The organism is Candidatus Accumulibacter sp. ACC003 (genome assembly GCF_907163085.1).
In the GTDB taxonomy this organism is placed as follows: domain Bacteria; phylum Pseudomonadota; class Gammaproteobacteria; order Burkholderiales; family Rhodocyclaceae; genus Accumulibacter.
Window position 1 is genome coordinate 674,662 of record NZ_CAJQTX010000001.1, and the last position, 24,268, is coordinate 698,929.

Sequence of the window (24,268 nt, forward strand, 5' to 3'; positions counted from 1 at the left end):
TCAGGAGACAACAATGAATACACCAACTCTCGTCGCAGCTAGCGTGCGCGGCCGCACGATCGGCGTCGTCGCCGTTGCCGTTGCCGCCAGCGCTCTTCTTGCTGGCTGCGCGCCCGATACCGCCGTGATGGGTAGCGGCACCGACGTCACCGCCAGCTACCAGGCGGGCATGACGAAGAGCGGTTTCCTGTCCGATTACGCACGCCTGAAGCCGACGTCCTGGGGGCAGGGGGTCGAGTGCTGGCGGGCGGATGGTCTCAACGCCGCCAGCTACGACAAGGTGCTGGTTTCGCGCATTGTCGTTTCTCTGGCGCCGCCGACTGATCAAAGCAAGTCGCAAACGATCGATCCGAACGACCTGACAACGCTCACCGACTACTTCCACGGTACGCTGGTCAAGGCGCTGAAGCCGCAAATGCAGGTGGTCGACAAGGCCGGTCAGGGGGTGGTGGTGATGCGCATCGCGCTGACCAACCTGGTACCGACGACGGTCAGCGACAGCCTCGCCGGCACGCTGATTCCCTACGCCTTCATCGCCGAAGCCGGCTCGGGCGTGGCCACCGGCCGACCAGCGGGTTCGACGCCGTACATGGGCGAAACGGGTATGGAAATGCAGTTTCGCGATGGTGCATCGGGCGTCGTCCTCGGCGAGTGCCGGGACACCGAGATCGGCCGCAAGTACGCGGCAGATACAAATTCCGGCGCCACCGACGCGGCGCAGACCTGGGCCAGCGGCTACCTGAGCTCGTTCCAGCAGTGGACCTACGCCAAGGACGCTTTCGACAAGTGGTCATTGCTCGTTGCGCAGCGTCTTGCGCAGCTGCGTGGGGTCAATCCACAATAACACCAGCGCTGGCGCGGCAGTGCGCGCTGTGCCGCCAGCACCTCGACTCGCCGCCCGTCGTTGCTCGTAGTGGCTTGGCGATCCTGGCGAGATTGCCGGCGTCGAGGCGGGCATAATCGAAGCGGCGCGGTCGGCCTGCATCGACCGCGCGCAGACGTTCCAGGCGCCACACCAGGCGAGCTTGCTGATGCACATCAAAGGCGTCTGCAGCGAAGTCTGTAATATTAGAGTTTGGTGTAATTCTGAAATAGATCGGAGTTCAGATCATGAATGAGGCGGCCAGCACAAAGGCCAAGGCCATTCCCATCAACATCGACGGTTTGTACGAGAAGCACAAGACCGTCCATGCGCGCACCATCACCGGTTTCTTCAACAGTTGGCGCTGGGCAATGGTTTTCTTTACGCAGGCCCTGTTCTACGGCCTGTGCTGGTTTCAATGGAACGGCCGCCAGGCGGTTCTTTTTCACATCGCCGAACGCAAGTTCTACATTTTCGGGATGGTTTTCTGGCCGCAGGACGTGATCTATCTGGCGATTCTGCTGGTGATCTCTGCTTACGGACTGTTTCTGGTGACAGCCGTCGGTGGCCGCCTGTTTTGCGGCTACGCGTGTCCACAGACCGTCTACACCGAGATCCTGATGTGGATCGAACGCAAAATCGAGGGCGAGCGGCCGGCGCGAATCAAGCTCGACGCGCAAGCGATGAATCCGCGCAAGTTCCGGCTCAAGTTGCTCAAGCATTCGCTGTGGCTGCTGGTCGCCCTCTGGACGGGGATCACCTTTGTCGGTTACTTCACGCCGATCAAGGAATTGCTCGGCGAAATGGCGTCTTTCCGGATCGGCCCATGGGAGGCCTTCTGGGTATTCTTTTACGCGTTCTTCCTGTACATGATGGCCGGCTTCCTCCGTGAACAGGTCTGCAAGTACATGTGCCCGTACGCACGCTTCCAGGGCGTGATGTTCGACCCCGATACGCTGATCATCAGCTACGACCCCGAGCGTGGCGAGCCGCGTGGTCTGCGCAAGAAGAAAGCCACTGCCGAAGCGGCGCCGCTCGGCGATTGTGTTGACTGCAGCATCTGTGTGCAGGTCTGCCCGACCGGTATCGATATCCGCAATGGCTTGCAGCTCGAATGTATCGCCTGTGCGGCGTGCATCGACGCCTGCGATCAGGTGATGGACAAAGTCGGTTCGCCACGCGGGCTGATTCGCTACTCGACCGAGAACGCTCTCGCCAAACACTACAAGCCGCGCGAGATCCTGGCCCATTTGCTGCGCTTCAGAACGCTGCTGTACACCGGCATCCTGCTGGCCATCATCGTGGCGGCGGCGTGGAGCCTGGGCAATCGGGTGCCGCTCAAGCTCGACGTCCTGCGTGACCGCTCCAGCCTGTCGCGCGAGGCCGACGACGGTCGCATCGAGAATGTTTTCAACCTGCACATCTCGAATACCGACGAGGCCGAGCATCGCTATTCGATCAGCGTCAGCGGCCTCGACGGTATCGAGATCGTCGGCCAGCGCGTGCTGGAAATCCCCGCTGCGTCGTCGGAGACCGTTACCCTGGCGGCGCGCGTCGAGCCAGGCGTCGGCAAAAAAGGCTCGCAGCAGATCTTCTTTGAAGTTCGTTCCGAGGATCGGGGGCAGGAGCAGGGTCAGGAGCGCGAGCAGATCTCGGTTCGCGAGAAAGCGAGCTTTTTCCTACCATGAACGACTATTCGAAACGTCGCAGCGATAGCGGGCCCTGGTATCGCGAGCCGTGGCCCTGGCTGGTGATGCTCGGCCCCGCGGTGGTCGTCGTCGCTGGTCTTTTCACGGCCTATCTGGCGGTGGTCACCAACGACGGGCTGGTCGAGGATGATTACTACAAACAGGGACTGGCGATCAATCAGCGGACGGCGCGCGACCAGCACGCCGCCGACTTGGGAATCGTCGCCGACCTGGTTCTCGGTGGCGCCGGCGATCGGATAAGGGTGTTGCTGCGAGCGCATCCGGGGACACGCCTGCCCGAGGCGCTGGCGCTGCGAATTACCCACCCGACGCGCACCGGCTCCGATCAGAGCATCACTTTGCGCGCCGAGGGTGGCGGCGTCTATATGGGTACGCTGCTGCCCTTGCATGGCCGCTGGCGGATCGCCCTTGAGGACCCGCAGCAGGAATGGCTCCTGGCAGGTGACTGGGAGATCGAGAAGCAGCCGGCGCTGAGCCTGACGGCGTCTGCCGCGCAACGCAGTTCAGGCAACAACGAAAGGTAAGTGATGGCTTGGGATCTGCTGTTTTCGACCGACTACGGTTTGTTCAGTGTCGTTGTGATTGTCGTCATCCTGGGGATGTCGGTGGGGTTTCCGTATTTTTTCAACAAGAAGATGCGTGAAGAGGCGGCCAGACGCGGGCAGCAATAAACGTCGTCGCCGCGACATCCGCTGGCTAGCGCGGCACGGCTTGCAGGGTGTCCTCGTGCAGCAGGAAGCAGCCCGCCCGGCGGTCGCTGAAGTAGGCGTGCAGGCAGACACTGACGCTCTGGAAAGCGATCTCTGGCCACGGTACCGCCGCTTCGCTGAAGAGTGCCGTTTCCAGCGTTTCGAGGCCGGCAGAGAAGTCGGTGTCGAGCAGTCGTGCGCGGTAGAAGAGATGTACCTGATTGATGTGGGGAATGTTGACCAGCGAAAAGAGTGGGCCGAGTTCGACACGGGCGCAGGCTTCCTCGAGGGTTTCGCGCGCGGCCGCCTCGGCAGTGCTTTCACCGTTTTCCATGAAGCCGGCGGGCAGCGTCCAGAAGCCACGGCGCGGCGCAATCGAGCGTCTGCAGAGCAGGATCTGATCGTCCCACGCGGCGATGCACCCGACCACCACCTTGGGGTTCTGGTAGTGAATCGTCGCGCACTGCCGACAGACGTGACGTGGCAGGTTGTCGCCGTCGGGAATCGACACGCTGACTTCGCCACCGCATTGACTGCAGAAGTTCATTCCCGGTAATTCCTGTCTTGGCTGGTGGACGACGCGACAAGTTTAGGCGATTTCGCTCAAGGGACATACCACCATGATGGTCTTTTCTCCCGCCTGCTCTGCGGCAAGCGTTGCTGGTCACCTACCTGGGCAGCAGGGCGCGGGCTACGCCGGCCGGGTTTGACGCCGCTCAGCCGCCGCTCAGTGCTTGCACGATGATCAGTTCGCCGTCGCTACGCAGTGGCTGCGAGAGTTCGTGTAGCGGCTCGCCGTCGAAGAAGAAGCGGACGTGCGGCCGCATTTGCTGCTGTTCGTCGATCATCCGGAAGCGAATCCCCGGATAGCGGCGATCGAGGTCGGCGAGGACGGCGGCCAGCGTCGCGCCGCTGGCTGCAACGTCGGAACGCTCGGTGTACGAGCGCAGTGCGCTCGGGATCAGCACTTTCATGGGCCGGCGCTACGGGGCTTTGGCCGCTGCTATCGCGGCGCTCGCTGCCGTCGCTGCGCTGGCCGTGCTGGCGGCGCCGTCGACCTCGAGCAGCTCGCTCACCGTGGCCGCTGCAGCGACTTCGAGCGCGTAGATTTCCGGCAGGTGGCGGGCGATGCATTGCCAGTGCTGGCCCTCGTCGCGGCTCATCCAGAGTTCGCCGCTGCTGGTACCGAAGTACAGGCCCAGCGGCTGCAGGCGGTCGGCGGTCATCGCCTGCCGTTTGACCGTCCACCACGCCTGGCTGCTTGGCAGGCCGGCGTCGAGACGCTGCCAGCTGTTGCCGCCGTCGCGCGTCGCGTAAACCGCCGGCATGCCAGCCGGGCTGGTGCGCGGCCACACCGAGGTGCCATCCATCGGAAACACCCAAGCGCGGTCGGCGTCGCGCGGATCGACGACCATCGGGAAGCCGACGGCGCCGACCGCTGGCGGCATGTTCTTGCCGATGTCCAGCCATTGCTCCGACGGCCGGTCGAGGCGGTAAATGCCGCAGTGGTTCTGCTGATAGAGGCGATCCGGATTGCTCGGGCAGAGGCGGACGCAGTGCGGATCGTGGAAAGTCGGATTGGCGCGATCGAAGCCTTCGACGACCGCCAACTGTTCGAGCAAGGGCTTGAAGGTCTCGCCGCCATCGACACTTTCGTGCACGCCACCGCTCGACATCGCCAGGTACAGATGCCGGCCATCGCGCGGGTCGACAATGATCGAATGCAGCTTCGCTCCGTCGGGTGTGCCATCCTGCGCGCTGCCCATCCATTGTCGGTATTGCGGGTCGTCGTTAAGGCACGAAAACGGCGCCCAGGTGATGCCGCCGTCGGTGGAACGGAACAGCCCCTGCGGCGACGTTCCGGCATACCAGACGTCGGTTTCGTCGGCGTGTCCCGGCGTCAGCCAGAAGGTGTGATCGACGCTGCGCCCCGGCAGACCGTCGCTGGCCGCCGATTGCGCGAAGGCGGGTGGGCGCGCGGCTTCGCGCCAGTTGCGCCCGAGGTCGGTCGAGCGGAAGATGGTTGGGCCGAGGTGGCCGGTCTTCGCCGCGGCGAGGAGCGTGCGGCCGTCGCGCGGGTCGAGAACCAGATGGCTGATGATGTGCCCGAGAAAGTGCGGACCGTCGACGCGCCAGCTGTCGCGTGCCGCGTCGCCGTGATAGATCCAGGCGCCCTTGCGGGTGGCGACCAGCAGCACGACGTGGCGCGTCTCCGCCGCATCGACCGCTCGATCCTGCGCTTGCACGACGCTTTCTTCCTTGTCTTGTGCCATCGATCGCTCCTTCCAGAAAGTTCAGGCATTGATTGCTCAGCGCGTTGGCTGTTGCGCCTCGGCCTCGGCGACGCTTTCCCGAATCGGCCGTATCGGTCGTACTTCGATGCTGCCGACCCGCGCCGGCGGAATCCCGGCGGCGACCTGGATCGCTTCGTTGAGATCCCGGGCTTCGATCATGTAGAAGCCGGCGAGTTGCTCCTTGGTCTCGGCGAAAGGACCGTCGGTGACCGCCAGTTTACCGTTGCGAACGCGCACCGTGGTCGCGCTGTGCACCGACTGCAGGGCCTCGGAAGCGAGGCACTGGCCGCTCTGCCGGATCGCCCGGTCGTAGGCGACGCATTCGCGGTCGGGCAATTCATCGAGGCGATTCTCGTCGAGATAGACCAGGCACAGGTATTTCATCGTCGTCTCCCTTTGCTGTTTCGCGGTCAGCAGGCGCCGCCTGCTTGCGGCCCAGTTGGCATCGAATGCAGGCCGAAGGTATTGCCTTCGGTATCGACCGCGAGGACGATGAAGCCGTACTCGTTGATCGACATCTTTTCCTGCTCGATGCGGCCACCCGCTTCGATGACGCGCGCGGCTTCTAGCGCACAGTCATCGCAGGCGAAGTAGATCAGGACACTGTTGCCGCCGGAGGCAACGCCGTCGATCCTGACCAGCGAGCCGGTCGCGCCATACTGCTCCTTCTGCATCGGGAAGGCCCACATTTCGCCTACCGGCGCGTTCAGTTTTTCGAGCGTCAGCTGCAGCACCGTTTCGTAGAATTTCTTCGCGCGCGGCATGTCCTGCACGTAAATTTCAAACCAGCGGACGGGGTTGTGAGTCATTTTCGTTCTCCTTGGGGAATGAGTTGTTGATCAAGAGGTCACTGCTGGCACGGCGCAATGCCCGCCAGGCGAGCAACTTGCTGCGGCTGCGATCCGCTACGGTCAATGTCGTACGCCTGCTGCAGGGCAGCGACGGCCAGACTGATCATCTGCAGCAAGGTGCTGAGCGGCCCTCGAAGTGACGGCGACCGTTTACCCCGCGCCGCCGACGCCGATCTCGCGGAAGCGATCGATTGCCTCGCCGGGGGTGAAGTCTTCCAGTTCGAAGAACTGGCGCACTTCGATCTCGGCGTCCTGACCTTCGCCCGCCGGATTGGGGAAGCGCATGCTCCACTCGATGGCTTCTTCCTTCGACCTGACCTGGATGATTGTGTAGCCGGCGATCAGTTCCCTGGTTTCGGCGAAGGGTCCATCGACGAAGCTGCGCCGCTCGCCGGCGTAGCGGATTCGCCAGCCCTGGCTGCTCGCCTGCAGCCCCGAGCCATCGACCAGGACGCCGGCTTGCGCCAGTTCCTCGTGGTACTTCGCCATCGCCGCCAGCAGCGGTTCTTCGGGCATGACGCCGGCTTCGCTGCCGGCAGTCGCTTTGACAATGATCATGTAGCGCATCTGATGACTCCTGTGGGTGGCTGCCTGGAGCAGGGGAAGGGCGCTGCGCAGGCGGTGTCATTGCTGGTCCGCCTGGCGATCCGGAAATGCGCCTCGCCAATGACGTTCGGACAGTCAAAAGGCTGTTCCTGATCACTGGTCGATCGGCAGGGCCGTGAATCGACACGCTGGCGAGTTTTTTTCACTGGGCAGCGTCGCCGTGGTCGGGTGCCAAAAACATACCGCCGGACGCCGCCGTTGACTCATTGGCCCAATTCGCTCAATCGCCGCTCCAGGAAGCGCCGTTCGGGCGCCTGGCTGCTCAGGCTCAGCGCTCGCTGGTAGGCGGCGCACGCGTCATCGCGTCGGCCGAGTCGGCGGCAGAGGTCGGCGCGGGCGGCGTGTGCGAGTCGATAGGCGGCGAGTTCGCCGCGCGCCAGGATCGCGTCGATCAGCGTCAGGCCGGCTGCTGGACCATCGCGCATGGCCACCGCGACGGCGCGATTCAATTCGAAGACCGGCGAGGGTTCGACCCGCAGCAGCACGTCGTACAGCCCGACGATCTCGTGCCAGTCGGTCTCGCTGGTGCTCGGCGCTTCGGCCAGCAGCGCCGCGATCGCCGCCTGCAGCGCGTACGAACCGAAGCGGCGCGAGCGCAGCGCGTGCTCGACCAGCGCGGCGCCCTCGACGATCTGCTCGCGCTTCCAGAGCGAGCGATCCTGGTCGTCGAGCAGAACCAGATCGCCCGTCGACGAAGTGCGCGCCGCGCGCCGTGACTCGTGCAGGAGCATCAAGGCCAGCAAGCCCTCGACTTCCGGTTCCGGCAACAGCTCGCGCAGCAGGCGAGCCAGACGGATCGCTTCGCCCGAGAGGTCGTGGCGCGTCAGCGCCGCCCCCGACGACGCCGAGTAGCCCTCGTTGAACACCAGGTAAATCACCCGCAGGACGCTGTCAAGCCGGTCGGGCAGGTCACCTGGCGACGGTTCCTGGTAGGGGATCCGGGCATCGCGGATCTTGGCCTTGGCGCGGACGATGCGCTGCGCCAGAGTCGGCGCTGGCGTCAGAAACGCGTGCGCGATTTCTTCGGTGGTCAGGCCGCAGACCTCGCGCAAGGTCAGCGCCACCTGCGCGTCGGGCGACAGCGCCGGATGGCAACAGGTGAAGATCAGGCGCAGCCGGTCGTCCTCGAGGTGCTGATCGTCAACGCTCGTCGCTGCATCGGCGATCGCCGCCAGCCGCTGGTCGGCCGCCTCCAGATCGCCGAGCGGCTCGAAGCGCGAGTTCCGACGCAGCGCGTCGATGGCCTTGAAGCGACCGGTGGACACCAGCCAGGCGCGCGGATTGAGCGGTACGCCAGCACGCGGCCACTGCTCCATTGCTGCTCTGAAAGCATCCTGTAGGGCCTCTTCGGCGAGGTCGAAATCGCCGAGCAAACGGATCAGTGTGGTCAGCACCCGGCGCGACTCGGCACGGAAGATGATGTCGATCAGCTGGCGTGTAGCCGCCGGCCTGCCGTCGATTGCTTCACGCAACGGCTCGGTCGGCGTGTTGCCGGGCAGCACTGCGTCGGCGGGTGGGCGGATCAACATCGTCGCCGCGCACGATGCGTCGTTCGGCACAACACGCAGCTTGCCGGGTCGGCATCGCCGGCAGAAAGCGACGATCGGCGCCAAGCGGCTCGGTTCAACGCCATCGCGAACGCTGCTCGGGATGGCGTCTGGCACATTAGCTGACGCTCTTCCGGGGCGGCAGGAAGAAATCCATGGGCCTGCGCAGCAAGTGCTCAAGGATTGATCGGCCCAGCGTTCGCCACTGCGGGTCGGAAACCTGTCGGGAGCGCAGCGCGACGTCGAGGGCGAGCACGAAACTGACGCCCAGATTGACCAGGCCGATCAGCGTCACGCCGACTGCCGCCCAGACGAAAGCCCACACGTGCGTCGAGAAATCAAGGCCGACCGCGGCGATGCCGACGAAAGCCGACGAGAAGGCGACGTGACGAATGTCGATCGGCAGCCCGAGCAGCAGGCCGAATAGCGTCGTGCCGCCGAGCAGGACGCCGAACAGGAAGTTGCCGGCGAGCGCCCCGAGGTTGTCGCCGACGTAGGTGGCAAAATGGCGTCGACGCGATTCACCAAACACGCGCTTGGGCCACTCGAGTTGCAGGATGCGTTCGGGAATCCGGTTGTACGCCGCGAAGTTGTCGTAGTAGCCACTGATCAGCCCGGAGATGAACAGGCAGACGCCGGCAATCGCTGCGTAGAAAATCGCGCCGCCGTGGACCGGACTTTGCGCCGCCAGCAGATAAAGTGATTCCTCGACACTGGCGAAGGGCTTACCGCTGATTTTGAAGAGGCTCCAGGCGATCAGCGCCGAGAATGGGATGGCGACGCAGACGTTGCCGACGATGGCGACGATCTGGCTGCGACACGTGCGCGCGATGAGGTCGGTCATCGCCTCGATATTGCGCAGCTTGCCGCCGGCTTCTTCGATGCTGGCGGCGATGGTATTGGCGGTCATTGCCGGCTGTTTGGTCGACACCGTGCCGTGCACCATGTGGATCAGGCAGAAACCCAGGCCATAGTTGAGGCAGAAGAGGATCGCCCCGGTCAGCGGCGGCAGCTGCGTTTCGACCAGCGCCAGCTTGAGGCAGGCCATGAAGGCAATCACGCAACCGCCAATCATCGCCGAACGCGCCATCGACCAGTACTCGGCAGGCGTATCGGTGATGTAGTGGTCGCCATGGTGACTGGCGTTGTCGGTTACCCGCAGGGCGATCAGCTCGGTGTTCTGGCGCCAATGTCGGCGCAGGTTGTCGCGCAGGCATTCGTCGCAAATCAGCTGCACCGACAGCGTGACGATCGGCGGGTAGGCGGCAACACCGCTGGCGTCGCTGCGCACCCCGGCGAGAATGTCCAGCAGTTGCTCGCACCGGCGCAGCAGTTGTCGCAGTCGCTGCAGGCCATACGTCAGGCGGATGCTGGTGCCGTCCCTGGCGGCGGTCTTGCGAACGCGTTCGATGACTCCCTGGCACTGGTCCAGGAGGACGCGTAGTTGCCGGTCGTCGCTGTCGTCGGCAGGTGGCTTGCCCCAGTCCTTCGGTGTCGCCTCGATGTAGGCGGTCATTTCGATGCTCTGGGCGACGAAGGGCGACTCGTAGGTCTCGAGCGACGGTTCCAGACGCAGCAGTTCGGGATCGACGCCGCAGGCGGCGATCCAGTATGAGAGCACGCGCAGCGAGCGCAGGATCTCGGCGGCGGCCGGCGGCATCGTTTCTCTGGCCGGAGTCTCGTCAAAACGCATGGCCGCGACCAGTTCCAGCCAGGCGTCGTCGCCGATGCCGCGGACCCAGTGGCGGTCGCTCTCGTGATCGAACATCCTGCGCAGCACTGTCCGCAGCAGGCCGCGATCAAGCACTTCGGGCAGCAGCTTGTGGCCGATGCAGCGCAGGATTTCGCTGACGAAACCGCTATTCGGCAGGATGCCGGTGACGGTGTACAACTCGATGTGGCGGTGCGTCTGGGCGAGCCGGGTGATCGCTTCGCGCAAGGCGCCGCGCAGCTCGGCGCGGCTGCGCAGGATCTCGCTGAGCGCGCTCATCTGCAGCCGAGCCGCGTCGATATCGTGCGCGTCTGCCGGCCTGATCTCGTCGATCAGTTGCGTCAGCAAGTGCGTCGCATGGGCTTCCGGGTCGGCGAATTGGTTGAGTAGTTGTTCCATTTCCCTGGCGCTAATCCTGGCTGAATTCTTGCGGCATCAAGGCTGCAACGGCGCTGGCGACGGAGCAGGGCAGCGGCGAATTGACGGCCGGGGTCGTGCCGCCCCGGTGTCGTCGTTTACAATCGCGGCATACTAGCAAATATTCGTGCCGGGAATCGTCCCGGCTGGAGGTCACCGATGATCATCGTTCTTTCACCCGCCAAAGCGCTCGATTACCAGACGCCGCAGACGCTTCACGAGCATTCGCAACCCCTTTTCATCGCGGAGTCGCAGATTTTGATCGATCGTCTGCGCGAGTTGTCGCCGGCCGAACTCGCCAGTCTGATGAAAATCAGTGACGCCTTGGCGGTGCTCAATGTCAGTCGTTATGCCGAGTGGACGCAGCCGTTCACGCTGGATAATGCGCGGCAGGCGATTCTCGCCTTTGCTGGCGACGTCTACGCCGGACTCGAGGCCACGACGCTGTCGGTGGCCGATCGCCACTTCGCGCAACAGCACTTGCGCGTCCTCTCGGGTCTTTACGGCGTCCTGCGTCCGCTCGACCTGATGCAGCCGTATCGCCTCGAAATGGGCAGCCGCCTGAGCAATCCGCGTGGCAAGGATCTTTACGCGTTCTGGGGCGACCGCATCAGCGATGCGCTCAACGACGCGGTTCGTGAAGCCGCGGCGCCGGTGCTGCTCAATCTGGCTTCCGAGGAGTACTTCAAGGCGGTCCGGCCGAAGAACCTGACGGTGCCGGTCATTCAGCCCGTTTTCCAGGATTGGGGCAACGGCAAGTTTCGCGTCGTCAGCTTCTTCGCCAAGCGCGCGCGTGGGCTGATGGCGCGCTTTGCGATCATCAATGGCCTGCTCGAACCCGCCGGCCTGAAGGACTTCACGGTCGCCGGCTACGCCTACGCGGCCGACGCCTCGAGCGACAGCGTCTGGGTCTTCCGGCGCCGCTAGGAGTTCGCCGCCGGCCAGGGCTGCGGCGGCCTTCGGCACGCTGTCGCGCCGCTCAGCGGGCGGCGATCAGCGCGCTGGCGGCGGCGCTGCCGATGATCAGGCAAGGCGGCGGTGGCCGGCGCTGGCCGGCGAGTCTGAGCAGCTGCCGATCACGCGTGATCAGCAGGTCGGCGCGACAGCGTGCGCCGAGGATCAGGAACTTCTGGTCGTCGGCGTCGCGACAGCGTGGCAGCCGGTAGTCCTCGGGACCGGCGGCTTCGCAGCGCTCGAGGAAGCCGAGGTAGCTGTCGATCAGCGCCTGCTGAGCGCCGGCGTCAAGCATGAACTGCGGGTATGCGGCGACGCGCTGCAGTTCGTCGAGGCAAGGCTGATCGCTGAAGCACAGCAGCGTGCCGTCGGCGATCGCCCGGCGCAGCGCCAGCGTCTGCGGGTCGGCAAAGTGCAGCAGGTCGATGACGACGTTGGTGTCGAGAACCGCGCGCATGCCTTCAGCCGACGTGCAGTTCGGCAAGCGCCCGTTCGGCGATCGCCAGGCATGCCGTCAGCCCCGGCGATTCGATGCCGAACAGGTTGACCAGGCCGGCAATGCCGTGTTGCGCCGGACCCTGGATCAGGAAATCGCCGGCGGCCTCGCCGCGACCGGCAATCTTCGGCCGGACGCCAGCGTAAGCAGGCGTCAGCGCGTTCGCCGGCAAGGCCGGCCAGTAGCGACGAATCTCGGCGTAGAAAGCGTCGGCGCGCGCCGCGTAGACGCGGTAATCGAAGTCGCCGATGGCGTTCTCGGCTGGCGGCTTCGGCAACCACTCGACGTCGGGACCGAAGCGCGCCTGGCCGCCGAGGTCGAGCGTCAGATGGACGCCGAGGCCGCCGGCTTCCGGCAGCGGATAGAGCAGCCGCGCAAAGGGTGCGCGACCGGCGAGCGCGTAGTAGCTGCCCTTGGCGTGGAAGCTGGCCGGGATCTGCGCTCCTGGGAAACCATTCAGCGTGGCGGCGACCTGCGGTGCCCACAGGCCGGCGGCGTTGATCACCATCGTCGTCCGGAAGCGCAGGCTTTCGGCACCGCCGCTCTCGAGCACCATGCCGGTGGCGTCGATCGAGCCGGCGCGCAGCGGACTGCGCAGCGCCAGCGTCGCGCCGTCGCGCTCGGCGTCGCCGAGCAGCGCGAGCATCAGCCCGTGACTATCGATGATGCCCGTCGATGGCGACAGCAGCGCGGCGGTGCACGCCAGTTCGGGTTCGAGCGCGCACGCTTCGGCGGCGCTCAGAAGCTGCAGATCGTCGACGCCGTTGGCCTCGCCCTGCCGTTGCAGCGCGGCGAGTTGCCCCTCCTGCGCCGACGTCGTGGCGACGATCAGCTTGCCGCAGCGGCGGTGCGCGACGGCGTGCGTGGCGCAGAACTCGTAGAGCTGTCGTCGGCCGGCAACGCACAGGCCAGCCTTGAGCGAGCCGCTCGGGTAGTACAGCCCGGCGTGGATGACCTCGCTATTGCGGGCGCTGGTCTCGGTTCCGAAGGCCGCGTGCCGTTCGAGAATCACCGTCTCGATGCCGCGCTGTGCCAGCGCGCGTGCGCAAGCCAGTCCGACTACGCCAGCGCCGATCACCACCGCTGCGATGCTTTCCATTACTCACTCTCCTGCGGGCGATTGCGCATTGTAAGCACCCAAGCACCGTAAGCACGGTCTGAGGAGCGTGCTCGGTCGGTTTGCGGTGCCGTGCGACGGTTGCGCAGGCCTTCGCGCGTATGGCCGTTGCCGGTTCGTCAGCCCGCCGCTCAACGGGCGTATCGGCGCCTCACGAATCGAGCTTCGCCGGCAGGCGCGAGAGCTGTAGGGATTGCGGGAAATGATCACGACTGGCATCGTTGGCGGTGTCGCGAGCCGTGCTGAGCGTTTGCATCGATCCCGGTGGTGGCTTGGCCGGCAGGCGGACCTGTACGCAGCTACCTTTGCCGTCTGCGCAGCTGCTGATGACGATTGAACCGTGGTGACCGCCAACGATCTCGCGAGCGATCGGCAAACCCAGGCCGCTGCCGGCAGCCATGGCATCGGGCAAGCGGTGAAAGCGCTCGAAAACGCGTTCGCGCTCATCCTCCGGAATGCCTGGGCCGTTGTCGCTGACGTCAATTTCGACCAGGTCACCGACGCGTTCGCAGCGCAAGGTGACCAGCCCCCCGGTGGGCGTGTACTTGAGGGCGTTGTCGACCAGATTGGCGAGCAGTTCCCGGAGCAGCGTTGGATCGCCGATGATCGTCGAAACACCTCGCTGTATGCCAAAGTCGATCTTCTTCTCGTCGGCGATGCGTAACCACTCTTCGAGCATTTCATCGATCAGTTTCGCCAGATCAACAGAAGACGCATTGGCCATCAGGCGCTGGCCGGCTTCGGCGCGGGCCAGCGCCAGTAACTGGTTGGCCAGTCGAGTGACGCGCTTTACGGACTTGCGCAGCTGCTTGCTGACGGCCTGGTCGGTCTGCTCGCCATTTAACAACTCGATCTGGACCTGCAGACCGGCGAGCGGGGTACGCAATTGATGCGCAGCGTCCTGCAGAAACTTTCTTTGCGCGGCGTTGGCTTCATGCAAACGCGCCAGAAGTGCATTCAGCGCGCGCACCACCTCGCGAATTTCGAGTGGCACCTGGCGCAGATCGATCGGTGCCAGATCTTGGCCGGAACGTTCGGCCAGCTGTGCTTCCAGGTCATACAGCGACGCCAGGCCGGAGGTTATTCCGTAGTTTGCGACAGCGGCGACAGCCGCGAGCACGAGCAGTACGGCCAGGCCAAAACCGAACAACAGATCGCCAATCGCGGCACGGCGCTTACCCAGTGTTTCAGCGACCGTTACGTATACGCCGTGCTGGTCTACCACCGGGTGGAAGCGGACGCCGCGTATGGCTTCGCCACGGAAGTCTCCGTCAAAGAAGGAAAATATCGGCTCGACGGTGTTCGGGCGCTGGTCGCGAGCCTCGAAGGGGGGCGGCGGCACGCCCGATAAACCTTCTGGTGGCGGCAGGTCGGCGTGGCCGGCGACGATTCGGCCTGATTCATCGCGAACCCGGAAGTAGATGTGGTCTACGGTGTCGGTGCGCAGCAGTTCTTCGGCCTCGGCGGTCAGGCCGATCGTGATTTTGCCATTTTCGACCCGTGCACGATTGGCGATGCCGCTCGCGAGGTTCGCCAAACTCTGATCGTAGGCGGCACTGACGACCTTTTCGGCGGCTTGATAGCCGAACACTCCGCCTGCCAATAGCGCCACCAGAATGGGGACTGCCAGCGCTCGCAGCAGACTGCGCCGGAGGCTGCTGCCTGTTTCTGTCTCGGTGCTGCGGGCGCCAGCTCTGGCGGCGCTAGTCGCCGGCATCGGGCGTTGTCTTGCCGGCGATCTTGCGGGTGTTTTCCAGACGATAGCCGAAGCCGCGGACCGTGCGGATGTTGAGACCCGCAACTTCCAGCCGCCGCCGCAGACGGTACACATACACTTCCAGCGCATTGACGCTGCTGTCGGCTTGCAGGCGTTCCTTGGCCACCGTGTGTCCGTCGGCCTCGGCCAGGGCGCTGAGTAGATCCCATTCCCGGCTGGACAGGATCAAGGGTTGCTCGGCCAGTGAAGCGTGGCGACCGGCGATGTCCATCGACAGCGGACCGAAATCGATGCGCCGGGCCATGGCATTGGCGCCCCGACGAGTGGTCGCGCGCATGCGCGCGGTCAATTCAGCGAGTTCGAAGGGCTTTGACAGGTAGTCGTCGGCGCCCAGGTCGAGGCCGTAGATTCGATCATCGAGGGTGTCGCGTGCGGTAATCATGATCACCGGCAGCGATTGGCGGCGTTCGCGGATTCGTCTGACGATTTCGTAGCCGCCGAGCCCCGGGAGGCCGACGTCGACCAGGACGAAATCGAACTTCTGCTCCTGCAACAAGCGATCCGCCGCCATGCCGTCAGATTCCACGAGCACGCTATCGCCTTGCCCGGCCAGGAAAGTGGCGATGCCGTCAGAGAGCTCCCTATCGTCTTCTATCAACAGGACATGCATGAAACACCTCGATTGCCAACGCAAAAAGACAGAAGCGGATTGTGGCAGAAAGACGCGCCGCTTTGTTCTTGGCCGTGCCGCGGCGGCGATGGTGCCCGGCTGGCGCGGCAAACAACATGCGTGGGCAATCTGAGTCGGCGGCCTTGCCTGCGCGGCCGTTTCCGGATAGCCGTCTGAAGATGCCTGGCCGCCGTAAGGCGTTCTTCAGAATTCAGACAGATTCATGTAAGTCACTGTTATTAATAAATAAATGCTTTGTTTTGTAAGCGCGGCGTAAGTTCGTCAGCCTACCTTGGCGTCGGCAGTTGCCCTGAATGATTCGACAAACCGTCCCTTTGCGAGGAGGCAAGATGAAAGAAGACGATCTGGTTGCGCGTATCGCCGCCAACCCCAAGTACAAAAAACTGGTGAGCACGCGCTCGACCTACAGCATCACCATGACCATCCTGATCATGGTCATCTACTACGGCTACATCCTGCTGATTGCTTTTGACAAGGAGTTTCTGGCGCAGAAGCTCGGCGCCGGCATGGTGACCTCGATCGGTATTCCACTGGGCGTTGGCGTGATCATTCTGACGGTCCTCATCACCAACATCTACGTTCGTCGCGCGAATAGCGAATTTGACACGCTGACCAACGAACTGATCAACGAGGCGTCGCAGAAATGATGAACATACTGACACGCAATAGCCTGTGCTTCCTGGTCAGCATGCTGGCCGCAGCTTCGGTCCTCGCCGCAGGCGCCGATCTTGGGCAAACGACCCAGCAGGAAACCAACTGGGTCGCCATCTCGATGTTCGCCGGATTCGTCTTGATCACCCTGTTCATTACCAAGTGGGCAGCCAACAAGACCAAGACCGCCGCCGACTTCTACACTGCCGGTGGCGGCATCACCGGCTTCCAGAACGGTTTGGCAATCGCCGGCGACTACATGTCCGCGGCGTCCTTCCTGGGTATTTCCGGCCTGGTGTTCGCCAACGGCTTCGACGGCCTGATCTTTTCGATCGGTTGGCTGGTGGGCTGGCCGGTGCTCACCTTCCTGATGGCCGAGCGCTTGCGCAACCTCGGCCGCTTTACCTTTGCCGATGTCGTTTCCTACCGCTTCGCGCAAACACCGACGCGTGTCTTCGCGGCATCTGGCACGTTGGTCGTCGTCGCCTTCTACATGATCGCCCAGATGGTCGGTGCCGGGCAGCTGATCAAGGTGCTGTTCGGCCTCGAGTATCACTACGCGGTGATGATCGTCGGCGTGCTGATGATGTGCTACGTGTTGTTCGGTGGCATGACGGCAACCACCTGGGTGCAGATCATCAAGGCGATCCTGCTGCTCTGCGGTGCCAGCTTCATGGCCCTGGCGGTGCTCTGGCAGTTCCACTTCAATCCCGAGCTATTGTTTGCCAAGGCCGTCGAAATCCACAGCAAGCACGACGCGATCATGGCGCCGGGAGCGCTGATCAAGGATCCGATCTCGGCGATCTCGGTTGGCATGACGCTGATGTTCGGTACGGCCGGTCTGCCGCATATCCTGATGCGCTTCTTTACCGTGCCGAGCGCCAAGGAAGCACGCAAGTCGGTCGGTTGGGCGACCACCTGGATCGGTTACTTCTACATCCTGACCTTCATCATCGGCTTCGGCGCCGTCGTCCTGCTGACGCAGGATCCCGGCCTGTACTACGTCGATGGCGAACTGGCCAAGGGTCTGAAGGGCGGTGGCAACATGGCCGCTATCCACCTGGCGAACGCGGTCGGCGGTAACGTCTTCCTCGGCTTCATCTCAGCTGTTGCTTTCGCCACCATTCTGGCCGTGGTATCGGGCCTGACGTTGTCGGGTGCCTCGGCGGTTTCGCACGATCTTTACGCCACGGTGTTCAAGAAAGGGCACAGCGATTCGGCCCACGAATTGCGGGTGTCCAAGATCACCACCATCTGCCTGGGAATCGTCGCCGTTATCCTCGGCATCGCTTTTGAGAAGCAGAACGTTGCCTACATGGTGATGCTGGCTTTCGCCATCGCCTGTTCGGCCAACTTCCCGGTCCTTTTCATGTCGGTTCTGTGGAAAGATTGCACGACCAAGGGTGCGGTTGCCGGTGGCGTCGTTGGCTTGATCAGTTCGGTTGGCTTGACCATCGTCTCCGCTTCGGTGTGGGAAGCGGTGATCGGCAATCCAAAGGGTTCAGCGTTGTTCCCGTATTCCTCGCCGGGCCTGTTCTCGATGAGCGCTGCTTTCCTGACCATCTACCTGGTTTCGAAGATGGATAACAGCAAGCAGGCGCAGCTCGAACGCTCACTCTACCCGGCTCAGAAGGTTCGCTCCGAAACCGGCGTCGGTGCCGCGGGAGCATCGGGTCACTGAGCAGGAGAGCTCTGCCGCGCTCAACGGCAAGACGGCCCGAGGTTTCTCGGGCCGTTTTTTTTGCTCTCGCCGTTCTCGGGATGACGGACGCTGCCAGACCCGCGCGAGCGGCGGACTTAACACCAGGCTACGCGCCGACAGCCGCGCCCGCGGTTGGATAGGCGCTGGGGTAGGGCTTCAGCAACTCGGCTTCCTGCTTGCTCAGCTCCAGCAGCAGGATGCGCGCGATCTCGGCAATCTCCTCAGGGGTCTTGCGCAAGCGTTCAGGCAGCTGATCGGCGGCAATGACCGTCGGAAAGACGGCATCGTAAACCACCAGGTTGCACTGTTCCGTCGGGTCGGCCTCAAGCTGGTACAGTTCCCATTGATCAGGCACCGGCTCGGCGCTCCAGGGATCGCAAAAGCGCACCAGCTTCCACGGACCCGAGCGCAAGGCGCGCACGTGGCAGGGCTGCATCACCGGCCCCGGATTGAGCTCGGGCAGGTAGGGATGATGCGCGAGCTTGCCGGGCTCACTGCGCAGGCGTCGCACGGTTTCACAAAAAACCTCGAACTGCTGCCAACTGTTGTTGTTGTGCGGGTCGTCGTCGCGCGGCAGCGGCTCGGTGATCATGTCGTCGGTGACGAACAGCACGCCGAGTCGCTCACGGCCGTCGGGGCCGATCACCGGGCCCGAGCCGCCGCCAGCGATAATCGGCGTGAGGTCTGCTCCCGGCAGTGGCGCCGTCGGATGCGTCATCGACAACTGCCGCCGAATGGCGTCGCGCCGATCGGCGTCGCAGCCGGCGAGTCCGAGCAGCGTCGGCAACAGGTCGATATGACTGCTCTGCGCGCTCACCACCAGCGGCGTGTCGCCGCCGTTCAGCCTGGCGCTGCTGAACAGCACCGGCACATGCAGCGCCTCCTGGTACGCGGCGTGCCACTTCTCGAGCATCATCGAGTGCGCGGCGCCGTACTCGCCGTGGTCGGAGGCGAAGACGACGATGGTGTTGTCGCGCAGACCGGAGTCGTCGAGCGCCTCCAAGACCTTCAGGATGTGGCGGTCGACCATCGAGATCATGTAAGCGTAGTACTGCAGGAAGCCGACGGCGGCGCCATCCGGGTCGTCCTGGATCTGGAGCGGCACGGCGACCTGCAGGGTCGCCGCGACCGCCGCTTCGAGCACCGCCGCCGGCTTGGCATCGTCGCCGAGCGCGCCCTGGGCGGCGGCCAGGCCGAACTTTGCAGCGAGCCCCAGACCGAGCTTGTAGGCGTAGTCGTACTGGGCGCGCGGCTTGTTGTTGGCGAGCAGATCTTCGTCCTGGCTGGGGCTGGCGCTGGCGCAGTGCTGCGGCAGCCCGGTGGGGTTGAGCGGGATGCGGAAAGTCCCGTGCTGCGGCGTGCAACTCGTGACACCCTGCCTCGGAATGGGCACCGACTTGCCCGGGCCAAAGGACTCCCGGAGACTCTCGAGCGGGCCGGCATCGGGGTCCTGGCCAGCGCCGAGTTGCCGTGGCAGCGTCGGGTAGGCAGCGATGTCATGCGGGTTCGTGAAGGAACAGACGGCGAAGAATGGCGCTGTCGGCGGTAGCTGATCGCTGCTCTCCGGATTGAGCTTGCCTTGCGTCGATACCGCCCGGTCGTAGGGAACGCCGAGGCCACGCGCGCGCAGAAAAGTACAGGCCAGCTCGGCGAACTGATAATCGCGAAAGCTCCCCAGATTGTTGATCAGAGCGCCGTGCGGTTCCGGCCAGCTGAGTTCCCAATCCTGAAAGCCGAAACCCTCGAGCGTGTGTTCGGGTGGGTTGCTGACGTGCCACTTGCCGAAGTAGTGGGTCGAATAGCCGAGATGGCGGAACCAGTCGCCGATGGTCGGCATGCCGTCGGCCTTGAGCCACGGAAAAGCCTGCGCCTCGCCGCTCTTGAACAGGCCGTCGGTCTGCGTCACGCCGCTCCGCGGCCCGTATTGACCGGTCATGATGCTGGCCCGACTCGGGATACACGCCGATTCGGCGATGGTGTGATCGGTCAACACCACCGCGTGCTCGCGCAGCTTGCAGAAACCGGGAAAGTGCTTGGCGTAGGGGTTGTCATCGATGTTGCCGACGAAGGACAGGATGTCCTTGATCGGATCGACGAAGCCGGCAGAACCGTAGCCGAGGCGCGGGTAGCGCAGCTGGTCCACCATGATCATCAGGAAATTCGGAGCTTGTTCGTCGCTGACTGGTGTTGACATGGGATCTCCTTTTGGAAGTCACGTGCTCTGCCGTCCATGGACCGCAGATGAACAGCCGATCCATACGTCCAATGGAAACAGGGAACTCCAAGGACGCGCCCAGAGAGTATAGGGAGCCCCCGCCAACGCTGTCAAACGCCGACTTGGCCGCGGCAAGGCCTGGAAAGAAGCGACTGAAGGCCGGTTTTTCAGCGCGGGCCGGCTTTCCCCGCGAGGTTCCGAAGGACCGTTTGGCCAGGCAGGGCCGACGAAATTCATCAGGCGAAAAGACACCGTTCGGCCCGATTCGCAGGGCCGAACGGTGTCACATTCACATCCGAAACCCGCTGCGATCGATTTCAGAACGATTGAACGACGATCTTGCCTTTTGCCTGACCGGTTTCGATGAGCGCGTGCGCGGCGCGAATGTTGGCGGCGTTGATCGGGCTGAGAACCTTGTCGAGCGTCGTGCGAATTCGCCCGGCGTCGATTTCATCTGCCACGTAGCTCAGCAAGTTGTGCTGCTCGATCATGTCCGGCGTGTGGTGGATGGCGCGCGCGAACATGAACTCCCAATGCAGGCTAGCCGCCTTCATTTTCATGCCAGCCATCGGCATCGGCAGATCGGTGTCATCGATCGTGACGATCCCACCCTGCGGCCGGATCAGTTCAACCGCGCTTTCCCAGTGGCGCATGTCATTGAAGATGGCGATGTGATCGACGTGTTGAAAGCCGAGCGCCCGTACCTGTTCAACGATCGCTTGGCGGTGATTGACGACATGATCGGCGCCAAGCTCGGTGACCCAGCTTGCCGTCTCCGGGCGAGACGCCGTGGCAATGACTACCAGCTCGGCGGCCTTGGCCAGTTGAATGCCGATCGAGCCAACACCACCACCGGCGCCGATGATGAGCACCGACTGCCCCTTGTCGGCGCCATCGCGAGCAATTCCGAGACGGTCAAAGAAAGCCTCGTAGGCGGTGATCGTGGTCAGCGGCAGCGCTGCGGCTTCGGCAAAACCGAGGCTCTTTGGCTTACGTCCGACAATCCGCTCGTCAACCAGCTGGAATTCCGCGTTCGAACCCGAGCGGGTAATATCTCCGGCGTAATAGACTTCATCGCCGGGTTTGAACAGTGTGACCTCCGGGCCGACCGCCTCGACAATCCCGCTGGCATCCCAGCCAAGGACCCGGGGAGGGTCTTCTACCTTGTCCGAGGGGCGGCGAACCTTGGTATCGACCGGGTTGATCGACACCGCCTTGACCGCGACCAGAAGATCGCGACCCGCTGCCGTAGGCTTGGGCAGCTCGACGTCGAGAAATGCATTGACGTCGTCGACGGGAAGATAATGCGTAAGAGCGACAGCTTTCATTGTTGAATCTCCTGGTCTCGATGCGGGCTTAGCCAATGTGGGTCATTTCGTTGAGCGTGAATTCGGCAATGGCGCCGTCCGTAGCTTTCATAAAGGCCGCGATGTGCGGGGCATTCATGTGCGTCTGCCACAGTTCGCGCGACTGCCAGTTCTCAAAGAACGTGAAATGCGCCGGATTGTCATTGTCGCGGTGCAAGTCATAGGCGACGCAGCCTTCTTCAGCGCGCGTGATCGGGATCAGCTTCAGCAGCTCTACCTTGACCAGATCAATCTGATCGGCGTTGGCGTGGATGTTTGCGACGATCGTCAGTTTGCTCATTTCTGTTGCTCCTTGATTGGCGGTGCGAGCAATATAACTGTTTGCCAAAGCCGGATAAACAGGCAAAATGCGAAAATATAATCCGGAACTTCCGTACAGTGTTACTCAACAACATCGCCCTGTTCCTGCTGATCGTCGAGAAAGGCGGCCTGGGCGCGGCAGGTCGCGAAGCCGGGCTTTCGTCGACGACGGTATCCGAGCGGCTGGCTGCGCTTGAGGCGCATTTTGGTGTCACCCTCTTGAACCGCACGACCCGCGCGCTCAGCCTGACCGAAGAGGGGCGGACGCTGGTCGACGGTGCCAAAGTCGTCCTGGGCGAGATCGACGACCTTGAAACGCGCGTCCGCCTGGGTGCCAAAGCGCTGTCGGGTCCGATCCGGATCAGCGCCCCAAGTGATATCGGGCGGAGCCTTGTTTCTGCCGAGATTGGCCGCTTCCTGGCCGAACACCCGGCGATCTCCGTCGAGCTTCTGCTGTCGGACGGCTATGTCGATATAGTGGGCGAGGGCTTCGATATCGCTTTGCGTTTCGGGCCGGTCATCGACAGTTCATTGCGCGTCCGAAGCCTTGGCCGGAAACGGCGCGTGCTTTGTGCCGCGCCCAGCTATCTGGTAAAGCACGGCCGCCCGAAGAAACCCGTCGATCTCAAGCGTCACAATTGTCTTGTCATGCGCTTTGGCGGGCATCTGGACAATGTCTGGCGCTTTGGCCCAAACAGCATGCAACAGATCGTCACTGTGCGCGGCGACCGGGTGGCCAATGACGGGGCGCTGGTGCGGCAGTGGTGTCTTGCCGGTCACGGGATCATTCTCAAGTCGGAACTGGACGTCGGGCCGGATATCAGGGCTGGCAATCTGCTTGAGCTTCTGGCCGACTACGCGCCGCCCCCGACGCCGCTGCAACTGTTGTTTCCGCCCGGTCGAGCGCAGCCAAGGCGGGTGCGCGCGCTCGCCGACCAACTGGCCTCGACGCTGCAAAGTCTTGAACCATCCGCAGAGAACGCCAGCTAAGGGTCATGACATGTTGAGATACCCCAGATCATGAAAGTCATGACCGTTTCCCTCTCACTTGCAGTGCGCATTCCGGCTTGCACGCCGGAATCGCTCGCCGGGCAGGGAGCATGCTCCCTGAATTCCCCGCCTCACCCCTGGCCCTTCTCCCGCAAGAGGAGACGGGAGTTTCGTGAGCCGCCTCCGCGACTTTCACAGTAAGGCGCTTGCCGGAAAACGATGTGCCAGATGGCGCCGGATTTTCGGTCGGGTGGTCGTCAAGGGACGACAACTGTTACGTCCGGCCCTAATCCAGACTCCTCGGCCCAAGCTTTTCGAGGTTGAAACGATGGCCGAGTCCCATGCTGCAACCGGAAGAGTGATCCCGGCGGCAACGTGGGATGAAGGCCCTACCGAGGCGGCAGCAGCGGCAACCGCCAAGGCTCTTCGGGGTCGTACAGATTCATCTGCCGCTGGTGGTAGCGGCGTAGCTGTACGGCATAGCGGCTTTCGCAAGCGACGGCGAGTTGGTGAAGGAAGTGGCTGAGCGCGGCCACGCTTTCATCGGAGAGGCCGTCGGGGAATAGCGGCTCGGCAGAGCGGCGCTTCATCGCAATTCCTCGATCGCCAACTGCAACAGATCGTCCGGCAAATGATTCAAACCACGCGGCACCGCCAGGCGCATCGCCGTGCGCAGAATTCGCCCGGCATGCCGCGGCAAGCCCTTGCTCGCTTGGCGCAAGATCTCCAGGCCTGAATCGCTGAGCAGCGTACTGGTACAACCGGCACTCTTCAGGCTGTGCTGGATCAGCAGCGCGAAGCGCTCGCGTTCGAGCACCGGCTTGAGCTGCACGCGCACCTGAATCCGCCCCGCCAGCGCCGCATAAGGCGCCCGCTCCAGCGTTTGCGCCAGTGTTGGATGACCGATCAACCAGACCGCCATCACATCGCGCGTATCGAAGGCGAAGTTGAGGAAGGCCGGCAAATCCCGAAAGAACTCCGGCGGCAGATTCTGCGCCTCATCGATGATCCACACCGGCATCAGCTGACGGCTATCGACCAACTGCAGAATCCGCTCCTTCAGATCGCGCCACAGCTGCGCCCGCCGATACCCCGGCTCGACACCCAGCGCCCGTGCCAGACCGCGATAGATATCCAGCCGACCAAAGTCCGTCTCCGCCTGATAGATCACCTGATAACGATGCGGATTCAGGCCACGGGTCAATTGGCGCAAGGCCGCCGTCTTGCCCACCCCGGGTTCGCCGGTGATCAGGCCGACCCCGGGCGAGTGCAACAACCAGGCAAAGCGCTCGGCCAACTGTCCCAGCGTACCGTCATCCCACAGCTCGGCCGCTTGCTTGCCCAGCGGCGGATGCCGCAAACCAAAGTGTTGAAGGTCCACC

At 63.5% G+C, this 24,268-nt stretch carries 27 protein-coding genes; 10 read left to right on the forward strand and 17 right to left on the reverse strand.

The window, feature by feature from the left end; genetic code table 11:
- The first annotated feature begins 13 nt into the window (after positions 1-13).
- From QZ656_RS03000 to QZ656_RS03015, 4 genes are all read left to right on the forward strand, one after another.
- Positions 14-844 (forward strand): DUF3313 domain-containing protein, encoded by an 831-nt coding sequence (locus QZ656_RS03000; protein WP_291991981.1) that lies wholly within the window; start codon positions 14-16, stop codon positions 842-844.
- Positions 845-1,110: 266 nt separating this feature from the next.
- The gene (gene ccoG, locus QZ656_RS03005; protein WP_291991982.1) at positions 1,111-2,550 is read left to right on the forward strand and encodes a cytochrome c oxidase accessory protein CcoG; all 1,440 of its coding nucleotides are present in this window, start codon (positions 1,111-1,113) and stop codon (positions 2,548-2,550) included.
- The gene (locus tag QZ656_RS03010; protein ID WP_291991983.1) at positions 2,547-3,095 is read left to right on the forward strand and encodes a FixH family protein; all 549 of its coding nucleotides are present in this window, start codon (positions 2,547-2,549) and stop codon (positions 3,093-3,095) included. Before ccoG ends, QZ656_RS03010 begins: the two co-directional genes overlap by 4 nt.
- Before the next feature lie 3 nt (positions 3,096-3,098).
- The gene (locus QZ656_RS03015) at positions 3,099-3,242 is read left to right on the forward strand and encodes a DUF3149 domain-containing protein (RefSeq protein WP_291992120.1); all 144 of its coding nucleotides are present in this window, start codon (positions 3,099-3,101) and stop codon (positions 3,240-3,242) included.
- 25 nt (positions 3,243-3,267) lie between these two features.
- Here the strand turns inward: QZ656_RS03015 and QZ656_RS03020 are convergent, their stop codons facing one another.
- The 5 genes from QZ656_RS03020 to QZ656_RS03040 form a co-directional block, all read right to left on the reverse strand.
- Positions 3,268-3,807: an NUDIX hydrolase gene (locus QZ656_RS03020; protein WP_291991984.1), complete on the reverse strand. Its 540-nt coding sequence runs from the start codon at positions 3,805-3,807 to the stop codon at positions 3,268-3,270.
- Positions 3,808-3,976: 169 nt separating this feature from the next.
- Positions 3,977-4,234, reverse strand: a complete 258-nt coding sequence (locus tag QZ656_RS03025) for a MoaD/ThiS family protein (protein WP_291991985.1) — start codon at positions 4,232-4,234, stop codon at positions 3,977-3,979.
- Between the two features lie 9 nt (positions 4,235-4,243).
- A complete protein-coding gene (locus QZ656_RS03030) occupies positions 4,244-5,533 on the reverse strand; it encodes a glycosyl hydrolase (protein WP_291991986.1) in 1,290 nt (429 codons plus the stop codon).
- A 36-nt stretch (positions 5,534-5,569) separates the two neighbouring features.
- A complete protein-coding gene (locus tag QZ656_RS03035; protein WP_291991987.1) occupies positions 5,570-5,938 on the reverse strand; it encodes a YciI family protein in 369 nt (122 codons plus the stop codon).
- A gap of 26 nt (positions 5,939-5,964) precedes the next feature.
- Positions 5,965-6,363, reverse strand: coding sequence for a VOC family protein (locus tag QZ656_RS03040; protein WP_291991988.1), 399 nt, complete (start codon positions 6,361-6,363; stop codon positions 5,965-5,967).
- Between the two features lie 26 nt (positions 6,364-6,389).
- On the opposite strand from QZ656_RS03040, the gene QZ656_RS03045 reads away from it, so the two are divergent.
- Entirely contained in the window at positions 6,390-6,545 is a 156-nt protein-coding gene (locus QZ656_RS03045) for a hypothetical protein (protein WP_291991989.1), read from the forward strand.
- Between the two features lie 10 nt (positions 6,546-6,555).
- On the opposite strand, the gene QZ656_RS03050 is transcribed toward QZ656_RS03045, so the two are convergent.
- The 3 genes from QZ656_RS03050 to QZ656_RS03060 all read right to left on the reverse strand — a co-directional run bounded on the left by QZ656_RS03050 (position 6,556) and on the right by QZ656_RS03060 (position 10,668).
- A complete protein-coding gene (locus QZ656_RS03050; RefSeq protein WP_291991990.1) occupies positions 6,556-6,972 on the reverse strand; it encodes a YciI family protein in 417 nt (138 codons plus the stop codon).
- 242 nt (positions 6,973-7,214) lie between these two features.
- Entirely contained in the window at positions 7,215-8,540 is a 1,326-nt protein-coding gene (locus QZ656_RS03055; protein ID WP_291991991.1) for an RNA polymerase sigma factor, read from the reverse strand.
- A gap of 136 nt (positions 8,541-8,676) precedes the next feature.
- Positions 8,677-10,668: a site-specific recombinase gene (locus tag QZ656_RS03060; RefSeq protein WP_291991992.1), complete on the reverse strand. Its 1,992-nt coding sequence runs from the start codon at positions 10,666-10,668 to the stop codon at positions 8,677-8,679.
- 177 nt (positions 10,669-10,845) lie between these two features.
- On the opposite strand from QZ656_RS03060, the gene yaaA reads away from it, so the two are divergent.
- Positions 10,846-11,613 (forward strand): peroxide stress protein YaaA, encoded by a 768-nt coding sequence (gene yaaA / locus QZ656_RS03065; RefSeq protein WP_291991993.1) that lies wholly within the window; start codon positions 10,846-10,848, stop codon positions 11,611-11,613.
- 52 nt (positions 11,614-11,665) lie between these two features.
- Here the strand turns inward: yaaA and QZ656_RS03070 are convergent, their stop codons facing one another.
- The 4 genes from QZ656_RS03070 to QZ656_RS03085 all read right to left on the reverse strand — a co-directional run bounded on the left by QZ656_RS03070 (position 11,666) and on the right by QZ656_RS03085 (position 15,640).
- Entirely contained in the window at positions 11,666-12,097 is a 432-nt protein-coding gene (locus QZ656_RS03070) for a putative toxin-antitoxin system toxin component, PIN family (protein WP_291991994.1), read from the reverse strand.
- 4 nt (positions 12,098-12,101) lie between these two features.
- The gene (locus QZ656_RS03075) at positions 12,102-13,235 is read right to left on the reverse strand and encodes an NAD(P)/FAD-dependent oxidoreductase (RefSeq protein ID WP_291991995.1); all 1,134 of its coding nucleotides are present in this window, start codon (positions 13,233-13,235) and stop codon (positions 12,102-12,104) included.
- Between the two features lie 169 nt (positions 13,236-13,404).
- Entirely contained in the window at positions 13,405-14,970 is a 1,566-nt protein-coding gene (locus QZ656_RS03080) for a sensor histidine kinase (protein WP_291991996.1), read from the reverse strand.
- Complete coding sequence (locus QZ656_RS03085) at positions 14,957-15,640, reverse strand: response regulator transcription factor (RefSeq protein WP_291991997.1); 684 nt, start codon at positions 15,638-15,640, stop codon at positions 14,957-14,959. Before QZ656_RS03085 ends, QZ656_RS03080 begins: the two co-directional genes overlap by 14 nt.
- Between QZ656_RS03085 and QZ656_RS03090 the strand changes: the two genes are divergently transcribed.
- The 3 genes from QZ656_RS03090 to QZ656_RS03100 all read left to right on the forward strand — a co-directional run bounded on the left by QZ656_RS03090 (position 15,639) and on the right by QZ656_RS03100 (position 17,993).
- Positions 15,639-15,773 carry a hypothetical protein gene (locus tag QZ656_RS03090; RefSeq protein WP_291991998.1) on the forward strand — a complete coding sequence of 45 codons (135 nt, stop codon included), beginning with the start codon at positions 15,639-15,641 and terminating at the stop codon, positions 15,771-15,773. The two genes, QZ656_RS03085 and QZ656_RS03090, sit on opposite strands and share 2 nt — an antisense overlap.
- Before the next feature lie 217 nt (positions 15,774-15,990).
- Positions 15,991-16,308 (forward strand): DUF485 domain-containing protein, encoded by a 318-nt coding sequence (locus QZ656_RS03095; protein ID WP_291991999.1) that lies wholly within the window; start codon positions 15,991-15,993, stop codon positions 16,306-16,308.
- Entirely contained in the window at positions 16,308-17,993 is a 1,686-nt protein-coding gene (locus QZ656_RS03100; RefSeq protein WP_291992121.1) for a cation acetate symporter, read from the forward strand. The genes QZ656_RS03095 and QZ656_RS03100 overlap by 1 nt, the downstream gene beginning before the upstream one ends.
- 127 nt (positions 17,994-18,120) lie before the next feature.
- Here QZ656_RS03100 and QZ656_RS03105 read toward each other — a convergent pair whose 3' ends face one another.
- From QZ656_RS03105 to QZ656_RS03115, 3 genes are all read right to left on the reverse strand, one after another.
- Positions 18,121-20,208, reverse strand: coding sequence for a sulfatase-like hydrolase/transferase (locus tag QZ656_RS03105; RefSeq protein WP_291992000.1), 2,088 nt, complete (start codon positions 20,206-20,208; stop codon positions 18,121-18,123).
- Positions 20,209-20,546: 338 nt separating this feature from the next.
- The gene (locus QZ656_RS03110; protein ID WP_291992001.1) at positions 20,547-21,557 is read right to left on the reverse strand and encodes a zinc-binding alcohol dehydrogenase family protein; all 1,011 of its coding nucleotides are present in this window, start codon (positions 21,555-21,557) and stop codon (positions 20,547-20,549) included.
- Between the two features lie 28 nt (positions 21,558-21,585).
- The gene (locus QZ656_RS03115; protein ID WP_291992002.1) at positions 21,586-21,876 is read right to left on the reverse strand and encodes a putative quinol monooxygenase; all 291 of its coding nucleotides are present in this window, start codon (positions 21,874-21,876) and stop codon (positions 21,586-21,588) included.
- Positions 21,877-21,974: 98 nt separating this feature from the next.
- On the opposite strand from QZ656_RS03115, the gene QZ656_RS03120 reads away from it, so the two are divergent.
- Positions 21,975-22,886: a LysR family transcriptional regulator gene (locus QZ656_RS03120; RefSeq protein ID WP_291992003.1), complete on the forward strand. Its 912-nt coding sequence runs from the start codon at positions 21,975-21,977 to the stop codon at positions 22,884-22,886.
- 389 nt (positions 22,887-23,275) lie between these two features.
- On the opposite strand, the gene QZ656_RS03125 is transcribed toward QZ656_RS03120, so the two are convergent.
- On the reverse strand, positions 23,276-23,476 hold the full coding sequence (locus QZ656_RS03125) for a hypothetical protein (protein ID WP_291991885.1): 201 nt from the start codon (positions 23,474-23,476) through the stop codon (positions 23,276-23,278).
- The gene (locus tag QZ656_RS03130) at positions 23,473-24,267 is read right to left on the reverse strand and encodes an ATP-binding protein (RefSeq protein ID WP_291992004.1); all 795 of its coding nucleotides are present in this window, start codon (positions 24,265-24,267) and stop codon (positions 23,473-23,475) included. The genes QZ656_RS03125 and QZ656_RS03130 overlap by 4 nt, the downstream gene beginning before the upstream one ends.
- Position 24,268 lies beyond the last annotated feature (1 nt).